The organism is Thalassospira sp. HF15 (assembly GCF_011806525.1).
Classification (GTDB): domain Bacteria; phylum Pseudomonadota; class Alphaproteobacteria; order Rhodospirillales; family Thalassospiraceae; genus Thalassospira.
In genome coordinates, this window is the sequence record NZ_JAAVKI010000005.1 from 418,908 (window position 1) to 443,359 (window position 24,452).

A 24,452-nucleotide genomic window follows, 5' to 3' on the forward strand; every position below is an offset into this window, starting at 1 on the left:
TTTCTGTAACATTCGCACATATCTCAACTTATAATTAGTATATTAATTTAAATCTTTAAATATATGTGGAAATCAAAAAACCAGAATAAACGCTCTAAACATCTAAAATTGGCTCTGGTCGTGGGTATTATTTAATCTGATTGATGGTTTCCATGACATCGTCTTCAATTTCAATCCCCTCGGCTTCGGCAAGTGCGCGTGCCTGCTTGCCACGGCGCCCCGGCAGACGAACGCCTTCTTCTGCGGCGATCTCGTTGGCAATATAGGCAAGGTGATCCATTACACCCACACCACCCGTTGCCTTGGGATCAATGGCAATGATCAGTTGACCAAGGGCCGGTGGCGCACCTTTATCATCAAAAAGTGACGATGACTGATGGCCGAACTGTGCCCCTGTAAGACCAGCGGCAAGAAGTTCAACCATCATGGCAAGGGCTGCCCCCTTGACCCCACCGGCCGGGATCATCGTGCCATCAATCGCCTTCACCGCATCAGTTGTCGGGTTGCCATCAACATCGAGCGCCCAGTCATCGGGAATTGCGACGCCCTTTTGTTTCGCCGCCATGATCTTGCCACGCGCCACTTTCGACAGCGCAAGATCAATAATGATCGGATCACCGGCATCATCAACCGGCACACCAAAGGCAATCGGGTTTGTTCCAAACATCGGCCGACGACCGCCCCATGCCGCCATTGCTGCCGGGGCATTGGCAAACATCATCGCCGCCAGCCCCTGTTCCGCCAGTCGTTCGACCGTAAGACCCATGACCCCTGCGTGGTGGGACCGATGGATTGACGCAATCGCAATTCCCTGACCGCGCGCCATATCGGGCAAGTGATCCATCATCAGATCAAGTGCCGGATAGGCAAAGCCATGTTGCGCATCAATCCGCAACACACCGGGTGTTGGTTTTTCAAAGACCGGGCTGGTCATGCCATCGACTTTGCCTGCTTTGGCCTGTGCGGAATAGGCCGGAACCCGACGAAATCCATGCCCACCCTGCCCGGATGCCTCTGCGGCCACCAGTGCCTTTGCCACCGAGGCTGCATTTTGCGCGGTGACATTGCATCGCATCAGAGTATCACGCACAAGCGTATGGGCATCTTCGAGCGAAATCTTCATCGGTGGCGGACCTTGATGTTTGAAAGTGGGAATAATGGCGCAAGGATCATGCGCTAAAGGGCGTTACAGCATAGCCGCAAGCCATCGTACTGCGCAAAGGCGATTTCAACCAAAGGCACATCGGCATGACATGACGTTCATTGGAATTATGGTTTCGTAATCAGCGATGATCGGCAGTAAGGTTTAAGCATGACCGGTCAAGCAACACAGGAGCTCTGATATGCATCGCGTAAAATACAGGTTCTTTTCGCCATTTGCATTTGCGGCCTTGATGACGCTTGCGGCCTGCGACACGACGTCAGGTGTCGGTACGACCACTGACTGGTCGGCGGTGACAGACCAAGAATGGCAATTGGTCAGCGTGAAAGACGGCCGCGCTACCGTGTCGCCAACACCGCAAGTCAAAGCCACAGTGACTTTTTCCGATGATGGTATGGTGACGGGCAATGCCGGTTGCAATCAGTATTCCGGCGGCTACACACAAGCCGGGTCATCACTTGGCATCACCCAACTCGCCATGACGCGGAAGATGTGTGTCGCAGAAGAGGCCATGAAAATCGAGAATGCGCTAAGTGGCGCCTTCGTCCTTGTCGAAAGTTGGGATGTAACGGACGGGCGCCTTGTTCTCAAGGACACCGACGGGAACGCGACGATCATATTGCGCAAAACAAAAAGGGACACCGTTTGGTGCCCCTTTTGCAATACATACATGAATGTATTCTAGTCTTTGCTGTCGGACGCTTCTGCGCCTGCACCGACCGCTTTGGGCTCTGAACGCAAACCCTGAATGATCGAATAGCAGGCAAACAAAAGTACAATCGCGAACGGGAAGCCCGTCGAGACGGCCATCGCCTGCAATGATCCGAGACCACCGCCCAACAACAATGCAATCGCGACCAGACCTTCGAAGGTACACCAGAACACACGCTGTGGAACCGGTGCATCGACCTTGCCGCCAGCAGTGATGGTATCAATCACAAGTGAACCGGAGTCCGACGAGGTCACGAAGAACACAATCACCAGAATGATCCCGATAAAGGATGTAATGGCCTGCATCGGCAACTGGTCAAGCATGGTGAACAGCTTGATCGGAAGGCCTGCCTCGGCAATGGCCGAAACACCTTCACTGACCATGTGGACTGCAGTGCCGCCAAAAGCAGTCATCCACAGAACACAAACCAGCGACGGAATGATCAGCACGCAAGTGATGAATTCACGGACGGTACGGCCACGCGAAACACGGGCAATGAACATACCGACAAACGGTGACCAGGAAATCCACCAAGCCCAATAGAAGGATGTCCAGCCCTGGCTGAAGTTGGCATCTTCACGGCCAATCGGGTTCGAAAGCGCCGGCAGATATTCCACATACGACACCAGACTGGTGAAGAAGCCTGTGATGATATCCATCGTCGGACCAACCAGCACGACAAACAGCAGCAACAGCGCTGCCAGAACCATGTTGATTTCCGAAAGGCGTTTCACGCCTGCATCCAGACCAGCCAGCACCGAAATCAGGGCAACACCGGTAATGCCGATAATCAGGAACACCTTGGACGTGTCAGATACAGAAATCCCGAACAGGTAATCGAGACCGGCATTGGCCTGCTCCGCCCCGAAACCAAGCGAGGTCGCAAGACCAAACAGGGTCGCGAACACGGCAAGGATATCGATGATATGACCAGTCCAGCCCCAGACACGCTCACCAAAGATCGGATAGAAAATCGAACGAATGGTTAGCGGCAGGCCCTTGTTAAAGGAAAACAGGGCCAGTGCAAGGGCCACGGTGGCATAGATCGCCCACGGGTGAAGGCCCCAGTGGAAGATGGTCGCAGCCATGCCAAGATCAAACGCGGCATCTGCATCACCGGCCGCAGCACCAAGAGGAGCCCAGTCGGTACGAAGACCGTCTTCGCCGACCGCAATTCCGCCCATCGAGGATGTGAAATGCGAAATCGGTTCCGATACGCCATAGAACATAAGGCCAATGCCCATGCCCGCCGCAAACAGCATGGCGAACCAGCCGGAATAGGAATAATCCGGTACTGCATCCGCACCACCAAGGCGCACGCGCCCGAGTGGCGAGACAATCAGGAACAGACACAATACGACAAATACATTGGCCGCAGACAGGAAGAACCAGTCGAGCGAAGATGTCAGCCAACCACGCAGGTCGTTGAACATCGGCCCGACACTTTCCTGAAAGGCCAGGGTAAGAAAGACGAAAGCAACAATTGCAAGACCCGAAATCAGAAAGACCGGGTTATGGACATCCAGTCCAAATGGCCCGATCTCGGCCTGAATATTGTCTTGCCCGATTTCATATTCTGTATCAATCGGGTTCGCTGCACCGTCCGGGCTTTCAATGCCCGTGTCAGCTTCAGACCCCATTTGAAACTCCCTAGGTTAAATGAATATACAGCTACCCCTAGCCGTAATAGTTCTTCCGCATTCCTTAACGCACAAGGAACACAGAAAGATCCGAGTGAGACGCCACATATCCGCCATGAGAGGCAAAAATATAGTCCGCAACGCCGGGAACGTGCGATGCCATGACGATAACGTCGACACCAAGTTCGTCGGCCTTGGCGACAAGTTCCTTGCTGAGATCCACCGCGGGATCATGCGAAATATGGACGACTGCCTTGGTGCTCACACCATGCTTGGACGCCAGATCTTCAGCGAATGCCTGAAGTTTCTGTTCGAATTCCTTTGGTGTATGCGCAACCGATGACGGCGTATTGGTACCGACACCGAGAAGGCTTATCTCGGCCTTGTAATGCTTGGCTAGATCGACCGCCGTTTTAATTGCTTTATCCAATTTTTCAACGTGGGCCAAATCGACAGGCACGAGCATCTTCTGATACATTCATTCCTCCGTTATGTGCACCACCCCTGAAGTCCATGATTTCACGAAATATCAGGGTAGCGAGCGAAGCGTAACATCGAAGGTGTTCAAAATCAAAAACCGACTTTCGAAATTGTGCATAAATATTGCTGCAGTATTTCCTGCAACAATTCACGCGAAGGTTTGACAATATTTATGTATGAAATCTGCCAGACTGCGTAGCAATTCTGGACTTCGCAGCGAATCGTCGATCTGAATATTTTTCAAATTCGAATGCGGAAATGAGGTCGCCTTCGTCGCGGATTTTGATGTTCGAACCTGAAAATTTTAAAAATTTTTTCACGGAGAAATCCCCGGTTCCAAACAAACCTTTTCAACGCTTCCAAACCCCTTATCGGACAAGGCATTTCTTGGAAAAATCCATCGAATATCTATTCTATTTTCCAGAGAATATTTGACGGCAAAAATCTATCCCCAGATGCCTGTAAACGGCACACAGATACGCACTTGGCTTGATGAGGCACCACACTCGTGTCACGATGTGCGCGATTTGTGCACTGTCTGTCCCACACAACATGTGCTTCCAGACCAGAACATCATAAGTTCTGTCTGGACATATTTGCCGGATGAGTCCTGCAAAAGGCAATCATCCATGGCCGTGCACATACCCGAAAGGGGAAATTATTGTGGCCAAACGGGGGAGTTCAATTACTGCACACAAACGGTGGCATGGCACAACAGCACACCTTTCCGCTGCATGTCCGTTTCTGTCTGAACGACACCCGACCCTGCACTACCAAACACAATCAAATCGCGGGTGGGAACTGCCACACTATTATAAATAATTCAGCAAGATCAAAAGCATCAGAGAAGGAACAGGGATGACTGACCCTATCAAGCATTTCGCGTCACGCGTCACCGCACATGAAATGAACCGCCGTGAATTCATCGGCCGTTCGATGGCCGCCGGCCTGACCCTTGCAGCTGCTACCAGCCTCTATGGCAAAGCCGCCATGGCACAGGAACCCAAACGGGGCGGGCATCTGAAACTTGGCCTCCAGGGCGGTTCTTCGACCGACGTTATTGATCCGGCAAAATCATCATCGCAATTCACCTTTGCCATGAACCGCAACTGGGGTGACACCCTGGTTGAATCGCACCCGACCAGCGGCCTCGCCGTTCCGTCGCTTGCAGAGTCCTGGGAACCGAATGCGGATGCATCAGTCTGGACGTTTAAAATCCGCAAGGGTGTCGAGTTCCATGATGGCTCCGAACTGACCATCGACGATGTTGTCAAAACCCTGAACCGTCACACCGACGAAAAGTCCGAGTCTGGCGCACTGGGTGTTCTGGGTTCGATCAAGGGCATCGAAAACAAGGGCGGCGATCTTGTTCTGACCCTTTCCGAAGGCAATGCCGATCTTCCGCTGCTGCTCAGTGACTATCACCTCGTCATCCAGCCGGGCGGTGGGTATGACAACCCGAATGCCGGTATCGGTACCGGTCCGTTCAAAATCGACAACTTCGAAGCTGGCGTGCGCGCAACGTTTGTGAAAAACGAAAATGACTGGCGCACCGATCGTGGCTTTGTTGACTCGGTCGAAATGATCGTGATGAACGATGCGACCGCACGTATGGCCGCCCTTTCATCGGGTCAGGTTCATTTCATCAACCGCGTTGATCCGAAGACCGTCGGGCTTCTTAAGCGTGCACCGAACGTCGAAATTCAGACCACGTCGGGCCGCGGTCACTATGTCTTCATCATGCATTGCAATACCGCGCCGTTCGACAACAATGACCTGCGTCTGGCGCTGAAATATGCGATGGACCGCGAAACCATGGTCGAGAAAATCCTTGGCGGTTACGGCAAGGTTGGTAACGATTTCCCGATCAACGAAACCTATGCCCTGTTCCCGGAAGGCATCGAACAGCGTACCTATGACCCGGACAAGGCAGCCTTCCACTTCAAGAAGTCCGGCCATGACGGTTCGGTTCTGCTGCGCACATCTGACGTTGCATTCCCGGGTGCTGTTGATGCCGCGGTCCTGTATCAGGAAACCGCAAAGAAAGCCGGTATCGACATCGAAATCAAACGCGAGCCGGGTGATGGTTATTGGTCGAACGTCTGGAACGTTCAGCCGTTCTCGACCTCTTACTGGGGTGGTCGTCCGACCCAGGACCAGATGTACTCGACCGCATATCTGTCGAGCGCAGACTGGAACGATACCCGCTTCTTCAACACCCACTTCGACAAGATCCTTCTCGAAGCGCGTGCTGAACTCGATCAGGCCAAGCGTAAGGAAATGTATCGCGACATGGCACTGATGGTCCGTGACACCGGTGGTCTTATCCTGCCGATGTTCAACGACTTCGTGAACGCAACCACGACCAACGTTTCCGGCTTTGTCGATGACATCGGTAACGACATGTCTAACGGTTATGTTGCGACACGTCTGTGGATCAACAGCTAATCAGTCGGGGTGCGCTGCATCCCTATGATTGAAGATAGGCGGGATCACGGCCTTTTTGGTCGTGGTCCCCGTCTTGCTGTCACCTGTTTGTTTTAAGACATGGTCTGATCGAAATTTCCAGATGGAGGCAAAACATCCTTTGCCGTCCCACCCGTCTTGAATTTCCGTTCAGGCCACTAAGGGGGAGTATGTGTTCATGGCCAATCCCTTGGCCGGCGTGCGAGCCGCGCGACACAGACTGAAAGAAACCCATCCGTTATCGGTCCTGATTGCCGAACGACTGGGCTTGAGTGTGTTGTTGCTTTGGGCTGTTTCAGTCCTGATTTTTGCCGGTGTAGAAGCCCTTCCGGGCGACTTCGCTGAAACCTATCTTGGGCAGTCTGCGACACCGCAGGCGATTGCCAATATCCGCGAAGACCTTGGCCTGGATCGCCCGATCACGACCCGCTATTTCGAATGGCTTGGCGGTGTTGTTCAAGGCGATTTTGGCAATAGCTGGGCCAGTGGCGCCCCGGTAAGCGAACAGATCACCAAACGTCTGGGGAACTCGTTGTTCCTGGCCTTCTTTGCAGCGGTCATTTCGGTTCCGCTTGCAGTTGGTCTTGGCATGGTCGCGGTTCACTATCGTAACCGGATCCCGGACCGCGTGATTAACGTTGTGTCTCTCGCGGCGATCTCGCTACCAGAGTTCTTTATCGGCTATATCCTGATCGTGTTCTTTGCCGTTCAGATGGGCGTCGCGACCTTCCCGTCCACGGTCTATGACAACATGGGGTGGTCGGAACGCCTTGCTGCCATCGCTTTGCCAACAGCAACGCTGGTTTTGGTGGTTCTGGCCCACATGATGCGCATGACCCGCGCAGCGATCATCAGTGTGATGTCATCTGCCTATATGGAAACTGCCGAACTCAAGGGACTTGGCGCGTTCAAGGCGATCGTCAAACACGCCGCCCCAAATGCCATTGCGCCGATTGTCAACGTGGTTGCCCTTAACCTTGCCTATCTCGTGGTGGGTGTTGTCGTGGTCGAGGTGGTCTTCGTCTATCCCGGCATGGGCCAATATATGGTCGATGCCGTGACCGTGCGTGACATGCCCGTCGTTCAGGCTTGCGGCCTGATCTTTGCGGCGGTGTATATCCTGCTTAACATGGCGGCCGATATCGTCGCCATTGTCGCCAATCCGAGACTGAGGCATCCGCGATGAGATTACGTGAAATCCCGCTGACCGCCTGGATCGGAATTCTGGGCATTCTGTTCGCATTTGGCTGTGCCGTCTTTGCGCCATTAATCGCCCCCTTTGGGGAACGCGAAATTGTTGCAGGTGTTTGGGAACCGGCCAGTGACCTTTACCTTCTGGGCACCGACAACCTTGGCCGTGATCTTCTGTCACGTCTGATTTACGGTGCGCAGACAACCTTGTTTGTGTCGCTTGCGGCATCGATCCTGTCATTCTCGATCGGCATCTTCCTGAGCTTCACGGCCGCTGTTTCCGGTGGTCCGATTGATCAGGGGCTGTCGCGTCTGAATGATTTGATGATGTCGATCCCGACCCTGATTTTCGCCCTCGTGGTTCTGGCTGTCCTGCCGCAGAACATCTTCATCCTGATTGCGGTGATGGCCATTCTGGACTCAACACGTGTCTATCGACTGGGCCGCGCCGTTGCCCTTGATGTGGCGGTGATGGAATTCGTCGAAGCGGCCAAGCTGCGTGGGGAAGGACGGATGTGGATCATCTTCCGCGAAATTCTGCCCAACACGCTTTCGCCGCTTCTGGCGGAATTCGGGCTTCGTTTCGCATTCTCGATCCTGTTCCTGTCGACCCTGTCCTTCCTGGGGCTTGGTATTCAGCCGCCGGCTGCCGACTGGGGTGGCATGGTCAAGGACAACAAAGATGGCATTATCTTTGGCATCCAGGCCGCCCTTATTCCGGGCGGGGCAATTGCAGCCCTGGCTGTCTGTGTGAACATGGTTGTCGACTGGTTGCTTAAACGCACATCCAGCCTGAAAGGAGGCCGCGGCGATGTCTGATCTTTTATCGGTACGCGATCTGCGCATTGGCGCGACCATCTTCCCGCCGGGCGAAGCCCCGCAGGATATCGAGATTGTCCACGGTGTTTCCTTTGATCTGCAAAAGGGCAAGGTGCTTGGCCTGATCGGGGAATCGGGTGCGGGCAAATCCACCATTGGCCTTGCCGCACTGGCTTATGGCCGGGGTGGTGTGCGCATCACAGGCGGCGAGGTTTTCCTCGACGGGCAGGATATCCTGCCGCTGGACAAAAAAGGTATCCGCAACATTCGTGGTGCGCGCGTCTGCTACGTTGCACAATCGGCTGCGGCATCCTTCAATCCGGCGCACAAACTGGGCGATCAGGTGATTGAAGCCACCGTCGAACACGGCATTATGTCGCGCGAAGAAGCCCACAAACGCGCCGATTACCTGTTTGAAATTCTCGGTCTTCCGGACCCCAAGAATTTTGGCAACCGGTTCCCGCATCAGGTATCAGGCGGACAGTTGCAACGCGCGATGACCGCCATGGCGCTGTGTTCCAAACCGGAACTGATTGTCTTTGATGAACCAACCACCGCCCTTGATGTCACGACCCAGATTGACGTTCTGGCCGCCATCAAGAATGCGATTGAAAAAACCGGTACTGCAGCCCTGTATATCACCCACGATCTGGCGGTTGTCGCCCAGATTTCTGATGACATCATGGTGCTGCGCAACGGTGAAACGGTTGAATATGGGCCGGTTCAGCAGATCATTGAAAACCCGCGTCAGGAATACACCAAGGCGCTGGTCAATGTGCGTCAGACCAAACAGACCGAAGCCCGCGATCAAACCGATGCGTTGCTGAAAGTTGAAAATATTTCGGCTGCCTATGGCAACGGGGTGCAGGTTCTTCATGACGTATCACTGCATGTGCCGCGTGGCCAGACACTTGCCGTGGTGGGGGAGTCCGGTTCTGGCAAATCCACGCTGGCCCGTGTCATTACCGGTTTGCTGCCGCCGTTCAAAGGTACGGTAACCTTCGGTGATGAGGAACTTTCCAACGCTCAGAAGGATCGCTCACGCGATCATTTGCGTCGTATCCAGCTGATCTATCAAATGGCTGATACCGCAATGAACCCGCGCCAAACGGTCGGGCAGATCATCGGTCGCCCTTTGCAGTTCTATTTCGGCAAGCGTGGTGCGGAGCGCAAAAAGGAAGTTATCAAACTTCTTGATGAAATCGAGATGGGCCAAGCTTTCTATGACCGCTATCCGGCCGAACTTTCCGGCGGACAAAAACAGCGTGTCGCTATCGCCCGTGCCTTGGCGGCACAGCCGGAACTGATCCTGTGTGACGAGCCGACGTCGGCCCTTGATCCATTGGTTGCCGAAGGCATCCTTGATCTTTTGCTACGCCTGCAAAAGGAACGACAGGTGTCATACCTGTTCATTACCCACGATATCGCGATTGTGCGCGCCATTGCCGACTCTGTTGCAGTCATGCTGCAGGGTAAGCTGGTCGATTTCGGCCCCCGGTCCGAAGTCCTGAACCCGCCGTTTGACGATTACACCGACCTTCTTTTGAAATCGGTGCCGGAAATGGAATTGGGTTGGCTGGAAAAAGTTTTGGCCACGCGCAAAATGGAAAGTGCCGGTCACTAAAATCCGTGCGAAAACACAAAAAGGCGGCCCATCATCCGGGTCGCCTTTTTGAATAAGCCCCACACCTGCAACTCGCCACCAAAAGGACGACGCCCCACTATGTCCGAACGAAACTTCACTGTTATTGAAAACACCTTTATCACCATCGCCGATGGCACCCGCTTGGCTGCACGCATGTGGATGCCCGAAAACGCCGAGAATGATCCGGTCCCGGCGGTGTTTGAATTTTTGCCCTATCGCAAGGGTGACGGCACCTGCGCACGTGATGAGTCGACCTATCCCGAATTTGCCAAGGCCGGCATTGCCGGTGTGCGTGTGGATATCCGCGGATCGGGTGAATCCGATGGTGTGATTGACGGCGAATATACCGAACTTGAACTGGCCAATGCCTGCGAACTGATTGCCTGGATTGCCGATCAGCCATGGTGCAATGGTTCGGTCGGTATGATGGGGATTTCCTGGGGCGGGTTTAACTGTCTGCAGGTCGCGGCCCTTAATCCACCAGCCCTTAAAGCCGTCATTTCCATCGCCTCGACTGTGGATCGCTACAACGACGATATTCACTACAAAAACGGATGTCAGCTGGCCGTGCAATTGTCATGGGCGGCAACCATGCTGGCCTATCAGTCACGAACACCGGACCCGGCTCTGGTCGGTGATGACTGGCGGGCAATGTGGCTGCATCGTCTGAAGGACGAACCGTTCTTCCTTGAAGAATGGTTGCAACATCAGACCCGCGATGACTTCTGGAAGCATGCATCGATCTGCGAGGATTTTGATGCCGTCAAAATCCCGTCGATGGTTCTGGCCGGTTGGGCCGATGGTTACCGCAACACACCAATGCGCGCGATTGAAGGCATGCCTGATCGGTCCAAGGCCCTGATCGGCCCATGGGTGCACAAATACCCGCATTTTGCATGGCCAAAGCCGCGTGCGGATTTCACCGGCGAAGCAATCAAATGGTGGAATAAATGGCTCCGCAACAAAGACAATGGCATCGACGACCTGCCACAGATGCGCGCCTATATCCTTGATGGACCCAAACCGGCCAAGCGGCGCGATTTTGATCCGGGCTTCTGGATTGCCAAGGACACTTGGTCAGAGCCCGAAACCAAAACCCTTTATGTCAATGACGGCAAGCTTGCCTTTGATGCGGCCGAGGAAACGTCAACTGTAGCCGACATTTACCTGAAGTCGCCGCTTGATACCGGCACGGCGGCGGGCGAGTACTTCACACTCAAACCCGATGCCGAAATGGCAATTGATCAGCGCCCTGATGATGCCGGGTCGCTGGTGTTTGAAACCGCCCCGCTTAAGGCAGAGGTCGACCTTCTGGGGCGCCCAGTCCTGCGTGTTGATCTTGAGTGCGACGCGGACTGGTCAAACCTGTGCGCGCGTCTAGTGGATTTGCATCCTGATGGCACGGCGACCCGCGTATCGTTCGGGGTGCTTAACCTTGCCCATAGCGATCTGGATGCGAACTACGCCAATCCCCAGCCCATGCCGCGCGGCAAAAAGGTTACCATCACGCTGGTTCTTGATGCCTGTGGGTATCGGTTCAAACCCGGACATCGGATGCGTCTGGCACTTTCGACATCCTATTGGCCAATGATCCTGCCACCGCCCTTTGACGCGGGACTCACCATCGCGCCATCTTCCATCGCGTTTGATTTGCCGCTTCTGGGCGATTATGAGGCGATTGAGGTCAAGGAACCGGATAACCCCGATCCGTTGCCCAAATATATCGAACACAAACCCAGCCGGACGGAACGCAGCGTTCAGCGCAATCTGACGCAAAATGAAACGCGCTATCGCATCTATGAAGATACCGGTCTTTTCGAACATCCGGACTCGCGCCTGTCGACCCGCGAAGTGCGTAGCGAAACATGGACGATCAATCCGCTTGACCCGACCTCTGTCATGGGTGAGGCCGCTTGGACCTGTGATCTTGAACGCGATGGCTGGTCAGTCCGCACCGATTGTCACGCCGAACTGAAATGTGATCACGACAATTGGTATGTCTCGGCCTGGGTCATCGGCTATGAGGGCAGCGAACAGGTCTTTGAAAAGAAGTGGGAAAAAGCCATTCCCCGAAACTTCATGTAACCTGATGCAAAAAGGGCCGGTCATCCGGCCCTTTTCTTATGACTGGTCGATGATCATGGTGCAACCAGCATCACGCAAGGTTCAGAACTTCAGATCGACTGTGATCAGCATACTAGCTCTTTGCGTCCCCGGATCGCCGGACACACTGAGCTTACTGGAAAACCTGTCATCAAGATCAATCAATGTGGCCCCAGCAGAAATTTCCGGAGCCCCGCTGTCTGACAGGCTGGTACTGACATAAGGTGACGCTATTGCTGCAAAGCCGCCATCAGCCCCAGAGACCTGAAAACCATAGGCAACCAAGGCACTCAGTGTATATTCGCTGTAATCGTCCCGACCAAACAGCCGTGAACCTTCGATAGAACCCGACAAGCCGCTCCCGGCTGCCGCCACACGCAGACCGCCACCAAGGTCAAAGGCCCCGGCATCTCCATTGGTCTGGTCTGTAAAATCGTGGACATAAGCCCCCTTCACAAAGGGTATCAGAGCCGTTTCACCGATTTGAGCCGGATAAGCCAGTTCGACATTCGGCTTCAACTGCACGGTATTGACCGAGGATTCTGCGACGTGGCTACCGTCACTTTCGGTGTAGGCATCCAAAGTACTGCGCGACATTAATGCACCGATTCCGCCGGTCATTTGAAGCGGGTACTCTGCCATCGGTTGGAAAGATTGGCGCATATCGACCTGCAGATACCAGCTTTGGCTATCGGTGTCCCCGGTCACGCTCGTATTACGGCTCTTGACAACATCCCCGAACGAATAGCCCGCAATGGCGGACAAAATCAGTGAGTCGGATGGTGTATAGATGACATAAGGAGAGAGGTTCCACGTATCCTCGTCATATGTGCCTGTCTCAAAGGTGGTGGTAATATCGCTCTGAGCATAGCCAACGGACAGACCCGCCACGATTGCTGGCGAAAAACGGTAGTCCGCCCCCAGATTGTACCCCCAGACACTGCCGTCGTACCGGTTGTCCTCGCCAGTCCGGTTGCGCGTGTTCTCGATATCCGTAAAGGATCCATGCCCCCAGATCGTAATAGGGCTTTCTCTGGATAGCAGCGTGCGTTGTTCAGCTCCATCCGTTGGAATATCAGCCGTTTGCGCAGCGGCGAGCACACGTGACGTATCGAAAGACGCAAGCATCGCCAGCCCGCGCATCGTTGTCCCCTTGGTCCCCGTCTTTTGGTGCAACGTATCGTCGAACACGGTCGTTGAAGCAAAATCGAATTGCTGTGTCGACGTGGTGTTACCGGGCACAGTTCCGCCGGACGGACCAGCCATAACGTTGGCCACACGCGTTCCAAAGTTCTGGCCGATCACAACAGATTGCGACCGCGTCACAGAACCCTGAACCGCGCGCTGTGCAGCAGCAGAAGTGCCGGAGGCCACGTCCGGCGTGGTGATCGTGACCGAGGCGCTATTGTAGGTGAAATTGTTCCCAAGGCCGCCGGCGAGGGTGTAGGAAACGGTCATTCGGATCGTCGACCCGTTTTCCCCGTCGATTGAAACCGTCGCCGTTTCGGTGCCGTTTGTCGTCCGGTTGCTTGAGCAGTTGGCACCTGCTGCGGCGGTAAAGCTCCCCATGGAACAGCCCTTATGCGCCGTAAGACTATGCGTGGCGCCAGTACCGATCCGGAACTGTTCCGGAGCGCCGATCTGATTGAAGAAGACGATATCGAATTGGGCGCTGCTGGGCGAGATCGTATTTGCGGTCAGGGTGCAGGTGCCTGCACTATGATCGTATTGCAGAGTATTCACGTTAGTCTGATTGAACCCTGCTACCGAACAGGTGATTGTCGTAGTGGCCGCAGATGCGTCACGCCCTTCACCGATTACAAGGCCACAAAACAGGATTATCGCCAAAATCAACGACCTTGGCGATTTAGCGATATTAATCATACAGGTCCCCCCGAACCACTACCCACCCGAACGGATTAATCGCACTCAACACTGGCTTGCATAAGAATCTTATAAACTAAAAGTTTTATTTGGATCAATATCGTATCAGTTACAAAGAACCACGCGCAGTTCCGGCAAGCGCAAACAGTACGCCCCGCGTCGCTTTTTGATCAAGCGGGCAACTTCGATCCAAGGCGACGTGATCGCCCCTTTTATGCGGTTTCCAACATAGCCAAAATGGCGTCACACAGATGCCCGAACGCTGTTTTCGTCCCTGGGCTCATATGCCGGGCACGCAGCCAGCCATGGATCATTTGCGGTTCTTCACGGTATTAAACGGAAATGCCCGCACGGGCAAGACGGGCGGTATATACCCGACCATCATCAGGCCTCAGTGATAATGGTCGGCGGCAATCAGCAAGATCACCGGCGGACAAACCATCCGACCTTTTCACGCCACGAAAACATCGCTTAAGGTTCAGAACTTCAGATCGATTGTGATCAGAATATCAGCGCTGCGTGTGGCCGGATCACCTGAGAAATTCAGTTTGCTGGAAAATCTTTCATCAATGTCGGTCAGCGTTGCGCCAGCGGAAATTTCAGGTGTGCCGCTATCAGACAGGCTGGTACCGACATAAGGCGACGCAGTTCCGGCAAAGTTTCCATCCCGACCGCTAAACGAAATGCCATAAGCAACCAGACCGCTCAGCGTGTATTCGCGGTAATCATCACGCCCGACCATGCGCGTGCCTTCGATAGACCCCGACAGACCTGTCCCGCCCGAGGCAAACCGCACACCACCGCCAAGGTCAAAGGCCCCGGCATCACCGTTGGTCTGGTCGGTGAAATCGTGGATATAGCCCGCTTTGACATATGGCGTCAGGGACGTCTGGCTTATCTGGAAAGCATAGGCCAGCTCTGCATTCGGCTTTAACTGAACTGTATTGACCGAGGATTCCGCAACCCGGTTGCCGTCACTTTCGGTGTAGGCAGAAAGCGTATTGCGCGACGTCAACGCACCAAGCCCGCCCGTCACCCGAAACGGGCTATCTGCAATTGGCTGGAAAGTTTGGCGTGCATCAACCTGCAGATACCAGGTCTGGCTGTCGGTGTTGCCTGTCACAGTGCCATTGCGGCTTCTGGCAACATCCCCGAACGCATACCCCCCAATAGCCGAGAATGTCAGCATGTCAGACGGTCTATAGATGACATAGGGCGAGAGGTTCCACGTATCCTCGTCATACGTGCCGCTATCAAAGGTGGTCGTAATATCGGTTTGAGCGTAGCCAACGGACATACCCGTCACGAGTGCAGGCGAAAAACGATAGTCCGCACCGAGGTTGTAGCCCCAGACGCTGCCGTCATAACGGCTGTCCTCGCCGGTCCGGTTGCGCGTATTCTCGACATCGGTAAAGGACCCATGCCCCCAGATCGTAATCGGACTTTCACGAGACAACAGCGTGCGTTGTTCCGCCCCATCCGTCGGACTATCAGCGGTTTGCGCCGCCGCAAGCACACGCGAGGTATCGAAAGACGCAAGCATCGCCAGCCCGCTTAGGGTTGTCCCCTCCGTGCGCGTTTTCCTGCCCATGGGATCATCAAGCAAGCCCACCGAAGCAAAACCGAATTGCTGTGTCGGTGCCACGGTATCTGGCACTGTACCGAGATCTCGACCGGTCGTCGCATTGGCCACCCGCGCCCCAAAATTCTGCCCGAGGATCACGGATTGCGACCGTGTCACCGAACCCTGAACCGCGCGCAGGGCTGCGGCCGCGCTGCCCGAGGACGCAGAATCAGCAGTCGTGATTGTGACCGATGCACTGTGGAAGGTCGCATTACCTCCTAACGGTAGGGTATAATTGACGGTCATCCGGATCGTCGCCCCATTCTCCCCATCAATGGTGACCGTCGCGGTTTCATTAGTGTTAGTAGAGCGATCGCTTTGGCAAGGATTACCAGCGGTGGCGTTAAAACCACCCATGCTACATCCTCTATGCGCACTAGAGCTGCTGCCACTGCCGGTTCCGATCTTGAATTTCTCGTCTACGAGGTTGGTGTTGTCGACTTCGAAGACGATGTCGCGCAAATCGTTGCTGGAGCCACTACCGTTTACTGCGGCGCAGGTACCGGCACTGTCGTCGTAGAACACATAAGAGATCGATGCCTTGGTTCCGAGGTTGGTGCAGGTGATTGTCGTCGTTGCCGCAAATGCGTCACGCCCATCAGCGATCATAAAGCCACAAACGATGGTCATCACCAAAAGCAGCGACGATGGCAATTTAACGATATTGATCATACAGGTCCCCGAACCATTCCGCCCCAAACGGCTTAATCGCACGCAACACTACGTTGCATAACAACCTCGCACGCGAAACTGTGTCACGTAGCAACCTGATTAGCTAAAATTTTGATTTTGATCAACATCTTATGAGCAACAAAGAAAGACACGCGGTTTCACCGCACGCACACTGCAGGTCCTGTCTCGCTTCTTTTTGGTCGGGAGTGCATTCTCAACCCATAGTAGAATATCTGGCCTTCTATGCGGTATCTCGCATGTCAGAAATGGCATCGCACAAATGGCCAAACGCGGTCTTAGCGCCCGGGCTCATATGCCGGGCACGCAGCCAGCCATGGATCATTTGCGGTTCTTCGCGGTACTGCACGGAAATGCCCGCACGGGCAAGACGGGCGGTATATTCCCGACCATCATCGCGCAGCGGGTCAAAATAGGCCGCGGTAATAAAAGTCGGCGGCAGCCCACGTAAATCATCAACCGACAAGGCATGGGCAAACGGATCATCCATCGGCGCCTTTAGCACGTCACGATAGTAAATAACGTCATCGGTGCTGAGCCCGGGTGCACTGGCCATTTGTCCGTAACTTGGCCAGTTCAAATCCCCGCCAAGGGCCGGGTAAATCAGGGCCTGCCCCAACACGCGATCGCCAAAACCTTCTTCACGTGCCCGAACAGCAATGCCTGCGGCCAACATGCCACCGGCACTGTCGCCCACCAGAACAATCTTCTTGCCCGATGCCAGGATGCTTTGGGTCACGCGATGGCAGTCTTCATGCTGAGCGGGCCAGATATGTTCCGGCGCAAGACGGTAATCAATCGCGATTAGTTCGGCCTTTGCCGCCTCGGAGATTTCGGCGCAAATCGCATCATGACTGTCGCGCGACCCGACGACAAAACCACCGCCATGCATATAGACAATCTTGTGATTTGAGGTGCAGTCGGCAGGGCGGTAATGGCGCACCGGAACATCGGCAATCACGTCGTCTTCGACATGCATCCCTTCCGGATGTGGAAAGGCGAATTCGGCGCATAACGCATCATACCAGCTGCGCTGCTGATCAATGGATGCCGCCACCGCATCTGGCGGGTAAAACCCGTCGCATTTGGCGATGAAGGCGCGAATACCTTCTTCTTCTGGCATTGGGTCATAGGTCACTTCGGAGGAAACCTGATCGGAATTGGCCATCAACGGATCCTTGGTCAAAGACGTGATGGTCTAGCCTAACGCGGATGCCCCTGCAGTTAAAGGCTGCAGGGGCATAGCACAACGTTATTGTGAACTGGTTCGATGCAAAACCGACAAGGCATTCGACCTAACCAATTGCGCGGCCAAGCTGATCGCGCATGGACGACCGCGCATGAGGTCAACCAAACATGATGGCCGCTTGGTTTAAAACTTTATGTCGACTGTTATCAACATCTTGGCAATCTGGGTGCCCGGATCACCAGAGAAATTAAGCTTGCTGGAAAAACTGTCTGCAAAACCCGTAAGTGTCGCGCCAGCAGAAATTTCCGGGCTTCCGTTGTCAGACAAGCTTGTACCAAGATAGGGGGACGCAATCCCGACGAAGGCCCCGTCGGCCCCCGTGACAGAAATACCATAGGCGACAAGGCCGCTGAATGTGTATTCCTGATAATCATCGCGCCCGACCAGCCTCGTTCCTTCGACCGAACCTGACAAGCCCGTTCCGCCTGCAGCAAAGCGCATACCACCGCCAAGGTCGAAGGCCCCGGCATCGCCATTTGTCTCGTCAGTGAAATCGTGGATATAGCCCGCCTTCACATAAGGCGTCAGATCCACCTCCCGGATTTGCGTCAAATAGGACAGTTCGGTATTTGGCTTGATCTGTACAGTATTGACCGACGATTCCGCGACCCGGCTTCCGTCGCTTTCGGTATAGGCGTCCAGCGTGTTGCGCGACACCAAAGCACCAAGCCCCGCCACCACCCGGAACGGGCTTTCCGCGATCGGCTCAAAAGTCTGACGTCCATCGACCTGCAGATAGATGCTCCGACTATCGGTATTTCCCGTCACGCTGGTGTTGCGGCTCAGGGCGACATCGCCAAAGGTATAGCCGGCGATGGCAGAAAGCGTCAGCGTTTCGGACGGCGTATAGATGACATAGGGAGACAGGTTCCAGGTATCCTCGTCATAAGTGCCTGTATTAAATGTTGTCGTAATGTCTGTTTGGGCGTAGCCGACAGACAGACCTGCCACAACCCCGGGAGAGAAACGATAATCCGCGCCAAGATTGTAGCCCCAGACAGTACCGTCATATCGGTTGTCCTCGCCGGTCCTGTTGCGTGTGTTCTCGATGTCGGTAAAGGACCCATTCCCCCAAATCGTGATGGGGCTTTCACCAGACAAGAACATGCGCTGCCCTAGACCATCCGCGGGTTGATCGGCTGTATCTGCTGCGGCAAGTACACGCGACGTATCAAAGGATGCAAGCATCGCCAGCCCACGCAAGGTCGTTCCAGCCTGCGTATCGTCCTGCGTTTCCGATGGACCAAGACCGAATTGTTGAGTCCGTGAAGTGTCGCCTGGCAACGTTCCGGGTTGCGTTCCACCCGTTGCCGGACCGGACACGACATTGGTGACACGCGATCCAAAGTTCTGCGCGATGACCACAGATTGTGACCGCGTCACCGACCCCTGCACGGCACGTTGCGCAGCAGATGAATTGTCCGAGGAAGTGCTGGCATCGGCAGTCGTGATCGTTACCGACGCACTATTATATGTGTAACTCCCAGCTCCAGCGATCGTGAGCGAAACCGTCATCCGGATCGTCGCGCCGTTCTCTCCATCGATTGAGACAGTCTCGGTTTCAGTAACGTTGCCAGCGCGTTCATTGCTGCAGTCACCACCCGCAGCGACGCTGAAATCGCCCATGCTACATCCCTTATGCGACGTGGTGCTGCTACCTCCGCCCGTTCCGATGATGAATTCCTCCGAGTTGCCGCCAACATTGTTCCGGAAGGTAATGTCGAACTGCTCAAAAAGAACGGTGGCCGATCCGGGAATCAGGGTGCAAGTGCCCGCACTGTGATCGTATTGAAGGACGTTAAAGCTGGTGGTGTTTGCAGTCCCCAATTGAGTGCAGTTAATCGTCGTGGTTGCAGCGGATGCATGACGCACATCACCGGCCACAAATCCTGTAAGAAGGGCCAGTGCAAAAACCACCGGCGCAACCAGTTTTGCCAAAGCAGTCATGAAGGTTCCCAAACCCCAAATGGCGCTAAATTGCCAAATAAAATCAACCAATAATCACATGAGAATAATCTTAAATTAAACCGGCATTGCAATCAATATCTTTGGTTGCCATAGGAAGCCATCTCTCAACTCTTGGAACCCAGTGGATGCCTGTTCTTTTAAAGCACGTTGCCATTCGACAACAGCGCTACGCCTATTTGCTGGCACGATGGCTTCTTTGACGAAGGCAAGTACAAGTTGCATGGAACTGCATCCTCAAACCAAAAGCCCCCGCAGTTAAAACTGCAGGGGCAAAGCACAACGTAATTGTTAGCTGTTTCGATGCGAAACGGAGAAGGCATTCGCCCTAACCGATTGCCCGCCCAAGCTGTTTCGGCTTTGGAAGGCTTGCATGGCGTTTGGCCATTTCGGCAAGGTTGGTTGCCACGACGCCACCGGGCTCTGAAGTGCGCCGGGTTTTTAGGTCCACATGCAGCAATATGGTTTCGACGGTTGCGGCAACGGCACCCGCATCATTGATCAGGCGATGGAACAAATGAAGTTTCTTGCCGTCACCGTTGATCAGTTGCGTTGTGACGCGAATATGATCCCCGGCACTGATTTCCTGCAGATAGCACACGTGGGTTTCCACGGTGAAATAGCTGCCGCCATTGGCGATATAGTCGGCATCGGCACCAACCATTTCCATGAAGCGGTCGCTTGCCTGCGAACTGACCTCGACATAATGGGCTTCGTTCATATGCCCGTTGTAATCGGTCCAGCTTTGCGGGATCTGCCGATCCCCGGTGACGGGAAGATCATCAAGCGGTGCCGGATCCGGCAGAGAACCCTCATGATCGTTGATCGTACCACCAGCACCACTGCCCGATTTCTTAAGCGCACGCATCATGCCAACAAGGTTGTCATCGCGCAGGCGTTCAAGTTCCCGGATGCTGAGATGACCCGACTGATCATCTGATTGCTGCGCAATACGGGCTGTCAGTTCCGGGGTCAGTTCCGGCACATCCATCAGTTTCGTCCAGGGCCACTTAAGGGCCGGTCCGAATTGCCCGATGAAATGTTCCATCCCGGCTTCACCACCGGCAATGCGATAGGTTTCAAACAAGCCCATCTGCGCCCAACGCAGACCAAAACCAAAGCGGATGGCATCGTCGATTTCTTCGGTCGTCGCGACCTCGTCATGAACAAGCCAAAGGCCTTCGCGCCAGACGGCTTCTAACAGGCGGTCAGCAATGTGGGCTTCGATTTCCTTGCGCACGACAAGCGGCTTAAGACCGACAGAGCGCAAAATATCACATCCCGCAACAAGCAGTTCTGCACTTGTTGCCGCAGACGGAACCACCTCGATCAGGGGAAGCAGATAAACCGGGTTGAACGGATGGGCGACAACGATCTGTTCGGGTTTGATTGAACCTTGCTGCAACTCACTTGGCTTGAAGCCGGACGTCGAAGACCCGATCAGGCATTCCGTCGGGGCATGGGCCTGAATCTGCGCCAGAATTCTATGTTTGAGTGAAAGCTGCTCGGGCACGCTTTCCTGAATCCACTGCGCACCAGAAACGGCTTTTGCAAGATCGTCATGAAAGGTCAGCCTGCCCTCATCTGGCAGGGATCGATCATACAGTGCGGGCAAGCTGCGGCGTGCATTCGCGAGGACTTCGTTGATTTTGCGTTCTGCCTGCGGATCAGGGTCAAAAACCGCAACATCCCAACCATTTAGCAAAAAGCGCGCAGCCCAGCCGCCGCCAATTACGCCACCCCCAATAATCGCGGCCTTTTTAGTGTTTCCATCAGTCATCAGCTTGGCTCCCGCTTGGTCAGACCAAGCTTCTGGCGCACGGCATCCGGGCCAATAACAGTTGCGCCCATGCCTTCGATAATGCCGACGGCACGTTCAACCAGTTGGGCATTCGTGGCCAGCACCCCTTTGGACAGATAGATATTGTCTTCCAACCCGACCCGGACATTACCGCCAGCCAGAACCGACGCGGCAACATAGGGCATCTGATCGCGCCCGATGGAAAAGGCCGACCAATTCCAATCAGAGGGCACATTGTTGACCATCGCCATAAAGGTATTGAGATCATTTGGCGCGCCCCATGGAATACCCATGCACAGCTGCACGAGGGCCGGACTTTTGAGGATGCCTTCTGATACCAGCTGCTTGGCAAACCAAAGATGGCCGGTATCGAATGCTTCGATCTCGGGTTTGACACCAAGATCGGTCATCATCTGCCCCATGGCACGTAACATGCCCGGTGTGTTGGTCATGACGTAGTCGGCCTCGGCAAAGTTCATCGTGCCACAATCAAGCGTACAGATTTCCGGCAGACAATCAGCGATATGGGCCATGCGCTCCGACGCCCCGATCATGTCGGTTGCGGCTTCATTAACCGGAAGCGGCGCCTCGGTCGACCCAAACACGATATCGCCACCCATTCCCGCGGTCAGGTTCAGAACAACGTCAACATCGGCGGCACGCACCCGCTCGGTCAGTTCGCGGTAATATTTGCCATCGCGCGACGGTGCCCCGGTTTCTGGATCACGGACATGGCAATGCACCACTGCGGCCCCGGCCTTTGCAGCGTCAATCGCACTATTGGCAATCTGTTCGGGGGATCTCGGCACATGCGGGGATTTGTCCTGGGTTCCGCCCGATCCGGTAACGGCGGCAGTGATGAAGACTTCCTTGTTCATCGAAAGCGGCATGATGGCCTCACTATTTTTTGTGATCATTTTCTGCCTTCAGGATAACGTGATTGGCGATATTGATTTTGCGTATTCCGTCATTTATTTTTCTAATCATGCCATCCGCACATCACCGATTTGTCTTTGTCCTGTTTGACGGTTTTTCCAATCTGGTTCTGGCCAGCGCGTTGGAGCCTTTGCGTGTTGCCACCGGGCTTCCCAATGGGCCAGAGATCAGCTGGGATATCTGCACAATCGATGGATCCCCGGCGACGAGTTCAAGCGACCTTGTCATCACACCAAAAGCAGCCCTGAACGCCATCCCCGATCCCACGCGGATTGATTATCTTGTGGTAATATCGGGTTATGACATGCGCCATCACTTGTCATCGCGAACACGGGCCCGACTGCAAAATGCTGCGCAGCATTCGCGGGCAGTGATTGGTGTGGATACGGCCGCCTGGTTGCTGGCCGCGTGCGGCATGTTGGCCGGGAAATCGGCAACAATCCATTGGCAGGAACTTGATCAGTTTTCTGAACAGTTCCCTGATGTCGCTGTTCTGACCGACCGCTTTGTCGAAGATGGCAAAATGATCACAGCTGGCGGAGCGGCGACCGTCATGGAATTGATGCTGCATCTCCTTGCCCGGCACTTCGGTCCGGCTGTTGCCTTTGATGTCAGCAATCTGTTTGTCTATGACGTCCGCCATCAGGCACAAGCAGATGCCAACAGCACAATACGCGGGGCGGATCGATTGCATGACCCGGGGGCCGATCATGTCAGGCGTGCGGTCTCCGAAATGATTGCGCATATCGAAAACCCAATCGCACTGAAATCCATTGCAATCCAGGCAGGGTGTTCACTGCGCAGTCTTGATCGGGCCTTTCAGGCCAATTTGCAAATGGCGCCGGGAAAGTACTATCAGATGCTGCGTCTTGGTCGGGCGCGCGATCTGGCGCGATCAACCAACATGAAACTTGCCGATATTGCTCTGCAGACAGGCTTTAAGAGCCACGCGTCACTCAGTCGGGCCTATAAGCAGGCATTTGGCACCACCTTGCGCAACATGCGCGGCAAAGGCCCGTGGGCGGCACACGCCCGATGATACAAAACAGTTTATAGCCGGATCGATTCCACGCTGTCTTTCAAAAGACGGGCACTTTTTTCAAGCCCCTCAAGCTCGGATGCGATCAAGTCCGGCATCAAATCGGTTTCAATCCCCTGCGTGCCAACCACGCGCGGGATGGATAGCGCAACATCATCGACACCAACAATTTCAGGCGTCACGCAGGACACAGTCAGAACATCATGCTGGTCTTGTCCGATGGCTTTGACAATCCGCGCCAAACCGGCCCCGATCCCATAATAGGTCGCACCTTTGCCCTTGATGATTTTATAGGCGGCATTGCGCACCCCATCATCAATGGTTGCCCGGATGTTTTCCGTGATCGGCGCACTGGACTGGGCGGCAATATCGGCAAGCGACAGCGACCCAACCTTGGCATTTGACCAGGCAAGAACTTCGCTGTCACCGTGTTCGCCAAGAACATAGGCATGCACCGATTGCGGCGAAATCCCAAGATGACGGCCCAACAGGCTTCGGAAACGTGCAGTATCCAGAATGGTCCCTGATCCGATCACGCGGCTGGCAGGCAGACCTGAAATCCGCTGGGTGATCTGGGTCATGATATCGACCGGATTGGACGCGATCAGAAGAATTGCGTCAGGCGCAACCGCAAGCACGTTACCCACCACATCCTTGAAAACAGAGGCATTTCTTTCGAGCAACGCCAAACGGGTTTCACCGGGTTTCTGACTGACCCCTGCGGCCAGAATGATCACGGATGCGCCTGCCAGCCCGTCATAATCGGCGGCCTCGACAATGGTCGAGGACATGAAGGGTACAGCGTGCGCAATATCTTCGGCCTGTGCAACGGCGAGATCGTGGTTTCGATCCACCAGAACAACCGAACTTGCAAGTCCCATAACTGCCAGCGCATAGCCCGCCGAACTTCCGACCATTCCAGCCCCGACAATCCCGACTTTCATCGCTTAAATCCCCAGTTTTCTCAGTACATTGTTCTGATGATGCCACTCTGGCCGCAGCACGTCAAAAAAGGGCAGGAAAACTGACATTGGATATTGAAAATT

Annotated in this window: 18 protein-coding genes; 7 read left to right on the forward strand and 11 right to left on the reverse strand. The window is 54.5% G+C overall.

Annotation, left to right across the window (positions count from 1 at the left end; translation table 11 throughout):
* Window positions 1-127: 127 nt before the first annotated feature.
* Window positions 128-1,123 carry an Ldh family oxidoreductase gene (locus HED22_RS13885; RefSeq protein WP_167723190.1) on the reverse strand — a complete coding sequence of 332 codons (996 nt, stop codon included), beginning with the start codon at window positions 1,121-1,123 and terminating at the stop codon, window positions 128-130.
* Window positions 1,124-1,343: 220 nt separating this feature from the next.
* Here HED22_RS13885 and HED22_RS13890 point away from each other — a divergent pair, with 220 nt between their 5' ends.
* Entirely contained in the window at window positions 1,344-1,847 is a 504-nt protein-coding gene (locus HED22_RS13890; RefSeq protein ID WP_167723192.1) for an META domain-containing protein, read from the forward strand.
* Here HED22_RS13890 and HED22_RS13895 read toward each other — a convergent pair.
* Together HED22_RS13895 and HED22_RS13900 are read right to left on the reverse strand one after the other, a co-directional pair.
* Window positions 1,844-3,514 carry a BCCT family transporter gene (locus HED22_RS13895; RefSeq protein WP_167723194.1) on the reverse strand — a complete coding sequence of 557 codons (1,671 nt, stop codon included), beginning with the start codon at window positions 3,512-3,514 and terminating at the stop codon, window positions 1,844-1,846. The genes HED22_RS13890 and HED22_RS13895 overlap by 4 nt on opposite strands.
* Window positions 3,515-3,578: 64 nt before the next feature.
* Window positions 3,579-3,992, reverse strand: coding sequence for a universal stress protein (locus tag HED22_RS13900; protein WP_167723196.1), 414 nt, complete (start codon window positions 3,990-3,992; stop codon window positions 3,579-3,581).
* A gap of 860 nt (window positions 3,993-4,852) precedes the next feature.
* On the opposite strand from HED22_RS13900, the gene HED22_RS13905 reads away from it, so the two are divergent.
* The 5 genes from HED22_RS13905 to HED22_RS13925 all read left to right on the forward strand — a co-directional run bounded on the left by HED22_RS13905 (window position 4,853) and on the right by HED22_RS13925 (window position 12,200).
* Window positions 4,853-6,442, forward strand: coding sequence for an ABC transporter substrate-binding protein (locus HED22_RS13905; protein ID WP_167723198.1), 1,590 nt, complete (start codon window positions 4,853-4,855; stop codon window positions 6,440-6,442).
* Window positions 6,443-6,638: 196 nt separating this feature from the next.
* Window positions 6,639-7,646 carry an ABC transporter permease gene (locus HED22_RS13910; RefSeq protein ID WP_167723200.1) on the forward strand — a complete coding sequence of 336 codons (1,008 nt, stop codon included), beginning with the start codon at window positions 6,639-6,641 and terminating at the stop codon, window positions 7,644-7,646.
* Complete coding sequence (locus tag HED22_RS13915) at window positions 7,643-8,470, forward strand: ABC transporter permease (protein WP_167723202.1); 828 nt, start codon at window positions 7,643-7,645, stop codon at window positions 8,468-8,470. Before HED22_RS13910 ends, HED22_RS13915 begins: the two co-directional genes overlap by 4 nt.
* Window positions 8,463-10,094, forward strand: coding sequence for an ABC transporter ATP-binding protein (locus tag HED22_RS13920; protein WP_167723204.1), 1,632 nt, complete (start codon window positions 8,463-8,465; stop codon window positions 10,092-10,094). Before HED22_RS13915 ends, HED22_RS13920 begins: the two co-directional genes overlap by 8 nt.
* A gap of 99 nt (window positions 10,095-10,193) precedes the next feature.
* On the forward strand, window positions 10,194-12,200 hold the full coding sequence (locus HED22_RS13925; RefSeq protein WP_167723206.1) for a CocE/NonD family hydrolase: 2,007 nt from the start codon (window positions 10,194-10,196) through the stop codon (window positions 12,198-12,200).
* 81 nt (window positions 12,201-12,281) lie between these two features.
* Here the strand turns inward: HED22_RS13925 and HED22_RS13930 are convergent, their stop codons facing one another.
* The 7 genes from HED22_RS13930 to HED22_RS13960 all read right to left on the reverse strand — a co-directional run bounded on the left by HED22_RS13930 (window position 12,282) and on the right by HED22_RS13960 (window position 22,348).
* Window positions 12,282-14,102, reverse strand: coding sequence for an autotransporter outer membrane beta-barrel domain-containing protein (locus HED22_RS13930; protein ID WP_167723208.1), 1,821 nt, complete (start codon window positions 14,100-14,102; stop codon window positions 12,282-12,284).
* Window positions 14,103-14,580: 478 nt separating this feature from the next.
* Window positions 14,581-16,398: an autotransporter outer membrane beta-barrel domain-containing protein gene (locus HED22_RS13935; protein WP_167723210.1), complete on the reverse strand. Its 1,818-nt coding sequence runs from the start codon at window positions 16,396-16,398 to the stop codon at window positions 14,581-14,583.
* Window positions 16,399-16,639: 241 nt separating this feature from the next.
* The gene (locus tag HED22_RS13940; RefSeq protein ID WP_175581240.1) at window positions 16,640-17,584 is read right to left on the reverse strand and encodes an alpha/beta hydrolase; all 945 of its coding nucleotides are present in this window, start codon (window positions 17,582-17,584) and stop codon (window positions 16,640-16,642) included.
* A 204-nt stretch (window positions 17,585-17,788) separates the two neighbouring features.
* Window positions 17,789-19,612 (reverse strand): autotransporter outer membrane beta-barrel domain-containing protein, encoded by a 1,824-nt coding sequence (locus HED22_RS13945; RefSeq protein ID WP_167723212.1) that lies wholly within the window; start codon window positions 19,610-19,612, stop codon window positions 17,789-17,791.
* 75 nt (window positions 19,613-19,687) lie between these two features.
* A complete protein-coding gene (locus HED22_RS13950; protein WP_167723214.1) occupies window positions 19,688-19,855 on the reverse strand; it encodes a hypothetical protein in 168 nt (55 codons plus the stop codon).
* Between the two features lie 103 nt (window positions 19,856-19,958).
* Complete coding sequence (locus HED22_RS13955; RefSeq protein WP_167723216.1) at window positions 19,959-21,410, reverse strand: carnitine 3-dehydrogenase; 1,452 nt, start codon at window positions 21,408-21,410, stop codon at window positions 19,959-19,961.
* The gene (locus HED22_RS13960; protein ID WP_254870046.1) at window positions 21,410-22,348 is read right to left on the reverse strand and encodes a 3-keto-5-aminohexanoate cleavage protein; all 939 of its coding nucleotides are present in this window, start codon (window positions 22,346-22,348) and stop codon (window positions 21,410-21,412) included. The genes HED22_RS13955 and HED22_RS13960 overlap by 1 nt, the downstream gene beginning before the upstream one ends.
* A gap of 23 nt (window positions 22,349-22,371) precedes the next feature.
* On the opposite strand from HED22_RS13960, the gene HED22_RS13965 reads away from it, so the two are divergent.
* Window positions 22,372-23,406: a GlxA family transcriptional regulator gene (locus HED22_RS13965; RefSeq protein ID WP_167723218.1), complete on the forward strand. Its 1,035-nt coding sequence runs from the start codon at window positions 22,372-22,374 to the stop codon at window positions 23,404-23,406.
* An 11-nt stretch (window positions 23,407-23,417) separates the two neighbouring features.
* On the opposite strand, the gene HED22_RS13970 is transcribed toward HED22_RS13965, so the two are convergent.
* On the reverse strand, window positions 23,418-24,350 hold the full coding sequence (locus HED22_RS13970) for an L-lactate dehydrogenase (RefSeq protein WP_167723220.1): 933 nt from the start codon (window positions 24,348-24,350) through the stop codon (window positions 23,418-23,420).
* Between the last annotated feature and the right edge of the window lie 102 nt (window positions 24,351-24,452).